Below are 6,624 nucleotides of genomic sequence, written 5' to 3'. Positions count from 1 at the left end.
CGGCAGCGTGGCGCCCGCGCCGGAGGCGCGTCGAGGGCAAGTGCGGGCCGAGCGCCAGCGAGTGCCTGCGCGCCCTCGACAGGCGACACGCTCGCCGACAGCGCCGCGAGGCTCCTCGCTGGCGCTCGTCGCACCTCAACCACCGGGGGTCAGGCGCATGACCAGCAGCCACGCCCACCGAGCCGCCGGTGGTTGAGGTGCGAGGCGCCCCAGCGCCGAGCCTCGAAACCACCGGCCACGATGCACCCGGCTGTGCCCACCACAGTCCGGCCCGCAGGCCCGGAGGTTTCGAGGCTCCTCGCTGGCGCTCGTCGCACCTCAACCACCGGGACTACGGCGAAGCCCAAGGCTCGCCGCCAGGCGGACTGTGCCACCCACCGGAGGCAACCGCGGCGCGGCTGCCTGGCGCCCGCGTCGAGGGCAAGTGCGGGCCGAGCGCCAGCGAGTGCCTGCGCGCGCCCTCGACAGGCGACACGCTCGCGCGATCAAACGAGCACGTCAGCAGCGCAGACCTTGAACTCCGGCATCCGGCTGGAGGGGTCGAGGGCGTCGTTGGTGAGCCGGTTGGCGCCGACCCAGTGGAAGGGGACGAAGACCGTGTCGGGGCGGATGGTCGGCACCACGCGGGCGGGGGCCTTCATCTCGCCGCGGCGGGTGCGCACGACGACCGGAGCACCGTCGTGGGCGCCGATCCGGTCGGCGAGCATCGGGTGCATCTCGACGAAGGCGCCCTCGTCGGGGAGGGAGCGGATGCGGCGGGTCTGGGCGCCGGACTGGTACTGCGCGAGGACGCGGCCGGTCGTCAGGTGGAGGGGGTAGGCCGGGTCGGGCTGCTCCGCGGCGCCGGCGAACTCCGTGACCAGGAAGCGGGCGCGGCCGTCGGGCGTGGCGAAGGAGTCGGCGAACAGGCGCGGGGTGCCGGGGTGCGGCTGCTCGCCGTCGGCGACGGCCGGGCACGGCCAGAAGACGCCCTGCTCGGCGGCGATCCGCTCCCAGGTGATGCCCGAGTAGTCGGCCTTGCCGCCGGCCGACGCCCGGCCGAGCTCGGCGAACACCTCCTGCGGGTCGGTCGAGAACGGCACGGGCGAGCCGAGCCGCTCGGCGAGGCCGGCGATGACGTCGAGGTCGCTGCGGACGCCGTCGGGCGGGGCGACGGCGCGCTGGCGCAGGATGACGCGGCCCTCGAGGTTGGTCATCGTGCCGCTCTCCTCGGCCCACTGGGTGATCGGCAGCACGACGTCGGCGAGCGCGGCGGTCTCGGACATCACGATGTCGCAGACGACGAGCAGGTCGAGGGACTCGAGCCGCTGCGTGACGTGGGTGGCGTTCGGCGCGGAGACCACGATGTTGGAGCCGAGGACGAGCAGCGCCCGCGGGCCGCCGCCGTCGCCGAGGGAGTCGAGGAGCTCGTAGGCGGAGCGGCCCTTGCCGGGCAGCGAGTCGGGGTCGACGCCCCACACCGCGGCGACGTGCGCCCGGGCGGCGGGGTCGTCGATCATCCGGTAGCCGGGCAGCTGGTCGGCCTTCTGGCCGTGCTCGCGACCGCCCTGCCCGTTGCCCTGGCCGGTGAGGCAGCCGTAGCCGGCGTACGGCTTGCCGGGCATGCCGAGGGCGAGGGCCACGTTGATCCACGCCAGGACGGTGGCGGTGCCCTGCGCGTGCTGCTCGGCACCGCGGGCGGTCAGCACCACGACCCGCTCGGACCCGGCGAGCAGGTCGACCAGCGCGCGCAGCTCGTCGGTGGCGATCCCGGTGGTGCGCTCGACCCGCTCGGGCCACCAGGCAGCGACGGAGCGGCGGACCTCCTCGAAGCCGGTGGTACGACGGGCGACGTACTCCTCGTCCACGGCGCCCTGCGCGTCGAGCAGGTGCAGCACGCCGAGGGCGAGCGCGAGGTCGGTGCCCGGGACGGGCTGGAGGAAGAGGTCGGCCCGCTCGCCGGTCGGGGTGAGCCGCGGGTCGACGACGACGACCTTGCCGCCGCGCTCGCGCAGGCGGTCGAGGTGGCGGGCCGCGGGCGGCATGGTCTCGGCCATGTTGGAGCCGACGAGCACGACGACGTCGGCCTGCTCGACGTCCGCCAGCGGGAACGGCAGGCCCCGGTCGATGCCGAAGGCCTGGTTGCCGGCGCTGGCGGCCGAGCTCATGCACCAGCGGCCGTTGTAGTCGACCTGGCTGGTGCCCAGCGCGACCCGGGCGAACTTGCCGAGCTGGTAGGACTTCTCGTTCGTCAGCCCGCCGCCGCCGAAGACGGCGACCGTGTCCTTGCCGTGCTCGGCCTGCAGCGCGGTGATCCGTCCTGCGACGAGGTCGAGGGCCTCGTCCCACCCGGCCGCGCGGAGCTCGCCGGTCGCCCGGTCGCGCACCAACGGGGTGGTCAACCGCTCACGGGTGCCGCGCAGCTCGCCGGCCGTCCAGCCCTTGCGGCACAGCGCGCCCTCGTTGACGGGGAACTGCTCCCACGCGGCGACCTCGATGCCCGCGCGCCCCTTGCGCTGGACCTTCATCCCGCACTGGAGGCTGCAGTAGGGGCAGTGGGTAGGGGTCGCGCTCATGCTCCCATTCCACGGCGTCGCGGTTTCGGGTCACCGGAGCACGGAATGCGCGGACGTCAACATCTCCTCACGTCCTCACGGGACCCGGTGCGTCGCCTCCGGCCGGGCGGTGAGACCGTGTAGGGCGTGGCACTGAACGAGACCCTGCAGCCGATCTTCGACGAGGTGCTCGCCCGCAACCCCGGCGAGGACGAGTTCCACCAGGCGACCCGCGAGCTCCTCGAGAGCCTGGACCCCGTCGTACGGCTCCACCCCGAGTACGCCGACGCCGCGATCATCCGGCGCATCTGCGAGCCCGAGCGGCAGATCATCTTCCGCGTCCCGTGGGTGGACGACAACGGCCAGGTGCAGCTCAACCGCGGCTTCCGGGTGGAATTCAACTCCGCGCTCGGGCCCTACAAGGGCGGCCTGCGCTTCCACCCGTCGGTCTACCTCGGCATCATCAAGTTCCTCGGCTTCGAGCAGATCTTCAAGAACGCGCTGACCGGCATGCCGATCGGCGGCGGCAAGGGCGGCTCGGACTTCGACCCGAAGGGTCGCAGCGACGCCGAGGTCATGCGCTTCTGCCAGTCGTTCATGACCGAGCTCTACCGCCACATCGGCGAGCACACCGACGTCCCGGCCGGTGACATCGGCGTCGGTGGCCGGGAGATCGGCTACATGTTCGGGCAGTACAAGCGGATCACGAACCGCTACGAGTCCGGCGTGCTCACCGGCAAGGGCATCAGCTGGGGCGGCTCGCTGGTGCGCACCGAGGCGACCGGCTACGGCACGGTCTACTTCGCCCAGGAGATCCTCAAGGCCCGCGGCACCTCGCTCGACGGGACCAAGGTCGTCGTCTCCGGCTCCGGCAACGTGGCCATCTACGCGATCGAGAAGGCCGCCGCCCTCGGCGCCACGGTCGTCGCCTGCTCCGACTCCAGCGGCTACGTCGTCGACGAGGCCGGCATCGACCTCGAGCTCCTCAAGGAGGTCAAGGAGGTCCAGCGCGCCCGGATCGACACCTACGCCGAGAAGCGCGGCGACTCCGCGACCTTCGTCGCCGGCGGCTCGGTGTGGGACGTGCCGTGCGACATCGCGCTGCCCTGCGCGACCCAGAACGAGCTGGACGAGGCTGCTGCGGCCACGCTGGTCCGCAACGGCTGCACCGTCGTCGCCGAGGGCGCCAACATGCCGTGCACCCCGGAGGCGGTGCGGGTGCTCACCGAGGCCGGCGTCTCGTTCGCGCCCGGCAAGGCCGCGAACGCCGGCGGCGTGGCGACCAGCGCCCTGGAGATGCAGCAGAACGCGTCGCGCGACTCGTGGTCCTTCGACTACACCGAGTCGCGCCTGCAGGAGACGATGGTCCGCATCCACGACCGCTGCCTGGAGACAGCCGACGCCTACGGCCAGCCCGGCAGCTACGTCGCCGGCGCGAACATCGCGGGCTTCATCCAGGTGGCCGACGCGATGCTGGCGCTGGGCGTCATCTGACACCCGGCGCCGCAGCACGCCGGCCACCGGTGGGGGTGCGCCCGGACCCGTCCCGGCGCCGTTGCCGGGTCAGACGCCGACGTACCCCTTGTCCGCAGCAGCGCCCGAGCGCTTGCGGAGGTAGACCGCCCAGGTGACGACCGCGCACGCCACGTAGAACGCCGTGAAGATCCAGAAGGCGTTCTTCGTGGCGGCCAGCGGCTCGGTCACCCACGGGCTGTTGAACGTGATCGGGATGAGGAAGCCACCGACGGCGCCGACCGCCCCGATGATGCCGATCGCGGCCGAGGCCTTCTTGCCCTGCGTCATCAGCGCGAGCTCGCGCTCCGGCGTGCCCTCGGCGGTCGCGCGGAGCGCGTCCTTGCGGAAGATGGCGGGGATCATCTTGTAGGTCGAGCCGTTGCCGATCCCGCTGAACACGAAGACCAGCAGGAAGGCGCCGAGGAAGAACGGGAAGACCTCCTGGTTGGCGTCGATCGCCCTCACCACCGCGTCGGGGAACTGGAAGGACGACGGGTCCTCGGCGATCTTCGCGACCTGCGCCTTGTCCGGCGCGGGCGGGAGCACGGTCAGCCGGCTGAGCGTGAACAGCACGAGCAGGGTGCTGGCGATCATGCCGCCGAACGCGACGAGCGTGATCCGCGCGCCGCCGTACCTGTCGGCGAGCCAGCCGCCCAGCGGGCGGGCCATCGAGCCGACCAGGGCGCCGAGGAAGGCGTAGAAGGCGAAGTTGATGCCGATGCCCGTGATCGACGGCAGCGGCTGGCGCCAGAAGTTCACCTTGATCAGCAGCGGCATCGCGGCGGAGTAGCCGATGAACGAGCCGAAGGTGCCGATGTAGAGGAACGACATGATCCAGGTCTGCTTCTCCTTCAGGACGCTGAGCTGCTCGCGCGGGTTGGACCGCGCGCCGACCAGGTTGTCCATGAAGAAGAACGCCGCCAGCGTCGCGACGACCGCGAGGCCCGCGTAGACCCACGCCGCCCGCTCCAGGTGGATGCCGCCCTCCGACGCCTTGACCAGCCCGAAGATGCCCGCGCCACCGACGAGGACGGGCAGGAAGAACTGGATCAGCGAGACGCCCAGGTTGCCGCCCGCCGCGTTCAGCCCGAGCGCCGCACCCTTCTTGTCCGCCGGGTAGAAGAAGTTGATGTTGGCCATCGAGCTGGCGAAGTTGCCGCCACCGAAGCCGGCCGTCGCGGCGATGACGCAGAAGACCCAGTACGGCGTCGCCGGGTTCGTGACGGCGTACGCGAAGCCCAGGGTGGGCACGAGCAGCAGGCTCGCGCTGATCATCGTCCAGTTGCGCCCGCCGAACTTCGGCACCGCCAGGGTGTAGGGCACCCGCAGCAGGGAGCCCACCAGGTTGGGGATCGCGATGAGGAAGAACAGCTGCTCGATGCTGAACGCGAAGCCCTGCGCGACCAGGAACGCCGACGAGACGCTCCAGATCAGCCACACGGAGAAGCCGAGGTGCTCGGCGAAGATCGACCAGATCAGGTTGCGCCGGGCGATCGGTGCGCCCGTCGTCTCCCAGAACTCCTTGTCCTCGGGGCGCCAGTCCTCGATCCACCGGCCGGACCGGCGCTCCCTGGCGGGACTCGGCCCCGCGACGACGGACTCGTCGGGACCCTGGTTGGTGGTCAGTGTCATGGCACGGCTCCTGGCAGCTCGGTCCGGGCATGGGTCGGAAACTGACCTCGATCCTGTGCGCCGCTCGTTTCGCCCCGACGCGCCCGATCGTTTCGTTTCGTCAACTCGGTCTCACGGGCTCACGCGGCTCACGGGCGGGTGAGCCCGGCTCCGCCTGTCGGGGTGCGGTTGGCAGGGCGGAGCGGGCTGCTCGTTCGCGAGACGGAGGATCTCAGTGGGCCGAGATCACCAGAAGCTGCGGTCGTCGGGTGGTTGCGTCCCGAAAGGCAGCGACGAGGACGCTGGGTGGGTGGTCGGGTCCGCCTGTCGGGGTGCGGATGGCAGGGCAGAGAGGTCGACCCCGCTTTCGCGCGGCGGGTTCCACTAGGTAGTGCTCGCCGGAGGCTGCGGTCGGCCGAGTGGCTGCGTTCCGAAAGGCAGCGACGAGGGAGCTGGGTAGGCGGTCGGGTCCGCCTGTCGGGCTGCGGTTAGCGGGGCGGAGCGGGCGACTCATTCGCGGATCGGAGGATCTCGGTCGGAGGAGATCGCCGGACGCTTCGGTGGGTGAGTGGTTGCGTTCCGAAAGGGCAGCGACGAGCGAGCTGGGTGGATGGTCGGGTCCGGCGGTCGGGCTGCGGTTGGCTGGGCGGCCGACGCCGGCGCGGGCTACCTCCGCCCGCCGGCCACAATTGCGCCTCTGACCTGCGGATTCTTCGCTCTTCGCTCTTGTGATCGAACAGGTGTTCGAGTAGAATCAGGACATGTCATCACCCGCGGCGCTCACCACGGCCACCGCCCTGGCCGCCAGCGCTGCCGAGCTCGCCCAGACCGACTGGGACCAGCTCACCGCTGAGGACGCGGTSGAGGTGGCTGAGGCCATCGCGGCGGCGAAGGGGCTGCTCGACGCCGCCCTGCTCCGCACCGCCGAGCGGTTGGCTGAGACGTGTGCGGTCGAACGGCTCGG

4 protein-coding genes are annotated in these 6,624 nt (G+C 71.6%); 2 read left to right on the top strand and 2 right to left on the bottom strand.

Annotated features, from left to right (window positions below):
- Window positions 1-485 precede the first annotated feature (485 nt).
- Window positions 486-2,555: a molybdopterin oxidoreductase family protein gene (locus tag L615_RS02165; protein ID WP_145723959.1), complete on the bottom strand. Its 2,070-nt coding sequence runs from the start codon at window positions 2,553-2,555 to the stop codon at window positions 486-488.
- A gap of 132 nt (window positions 2,556-2,687) precedes the next feature.
- Here L615_RS02165 and gdhA point away from each other — a divergent pair, with 132 nt between their 5' ends.
- On the top strand, window positions 2,688-4,028 hold the full coding sequence (gene gdhA / locus L615_RS02160) for an NADP-specific glutamate dehydrogenase (RefSeq protein WP_186449677.1): 1,341 nt from the start codon (window positions 2,688-2,690) through the stop codon (window positions 4,026-4,028).
- A 69-nt stretch (window positions 4,029-4,097) separates the two neighbouring features.
- On the opposite strand, the gene L615_RS02155 is transcribed toward gdhA, so the two are convergent.
- Window positions 4,098-5,681 carry an MFS transporter gene (locus L615_RS02155; protein ID WP_145723957.1) on the bottom strand — a complete coding sequence of 528 codons (1,584 nt, stop codon included), beginning with the start codon at window positions 5,679-5,681 and terminating at the stop codon, window positions 4,098-4,100.
- A gap of 740 nt (window positions 5,682-6,421) precedes the next feature.
- Between L615_RS02155 and L615_RS02150 the strand changes: the two genes are divergently transcribed.
- Window positions 6,422-6,624 (top strand): hypothetical protein (locus L615_RS02150; protein ID WP_145723956.1); only part of this gene is annotated, 203 nt, incomplete at its 3' end.

Origin of the sequence: Nocardioides sp. J9, assembly GCF_007829375.1 — a bacterium.
GTDB lineage: Bacteria > Actinomycetota > Actinomycetes > Propionibacteriales > Nocardioidaceae > Nocardioides.
Note: the sequence above shows the minus strand (reverse complement) of the source record. Positions and strands in the feature narration are given on the sequence as shown.

Bases quoted from the DNA above. Each gene is read 5' to 3' on its own strand.
- L615_RS02155 (WP_145723957.1), bottom strand. From the start codon at position 5,681: ATGACACTGACCACCAACCAGGGTCCCGACGAGTCCGTCGTCGCGGGG.
- L615_RS02165 (WP_145723959.1), bottom strand. From the start codon at position 2,555: ATGAGCGCGACCCCTACCCACTGCCCCTACTGCAGCCTCCAGTGCGGG.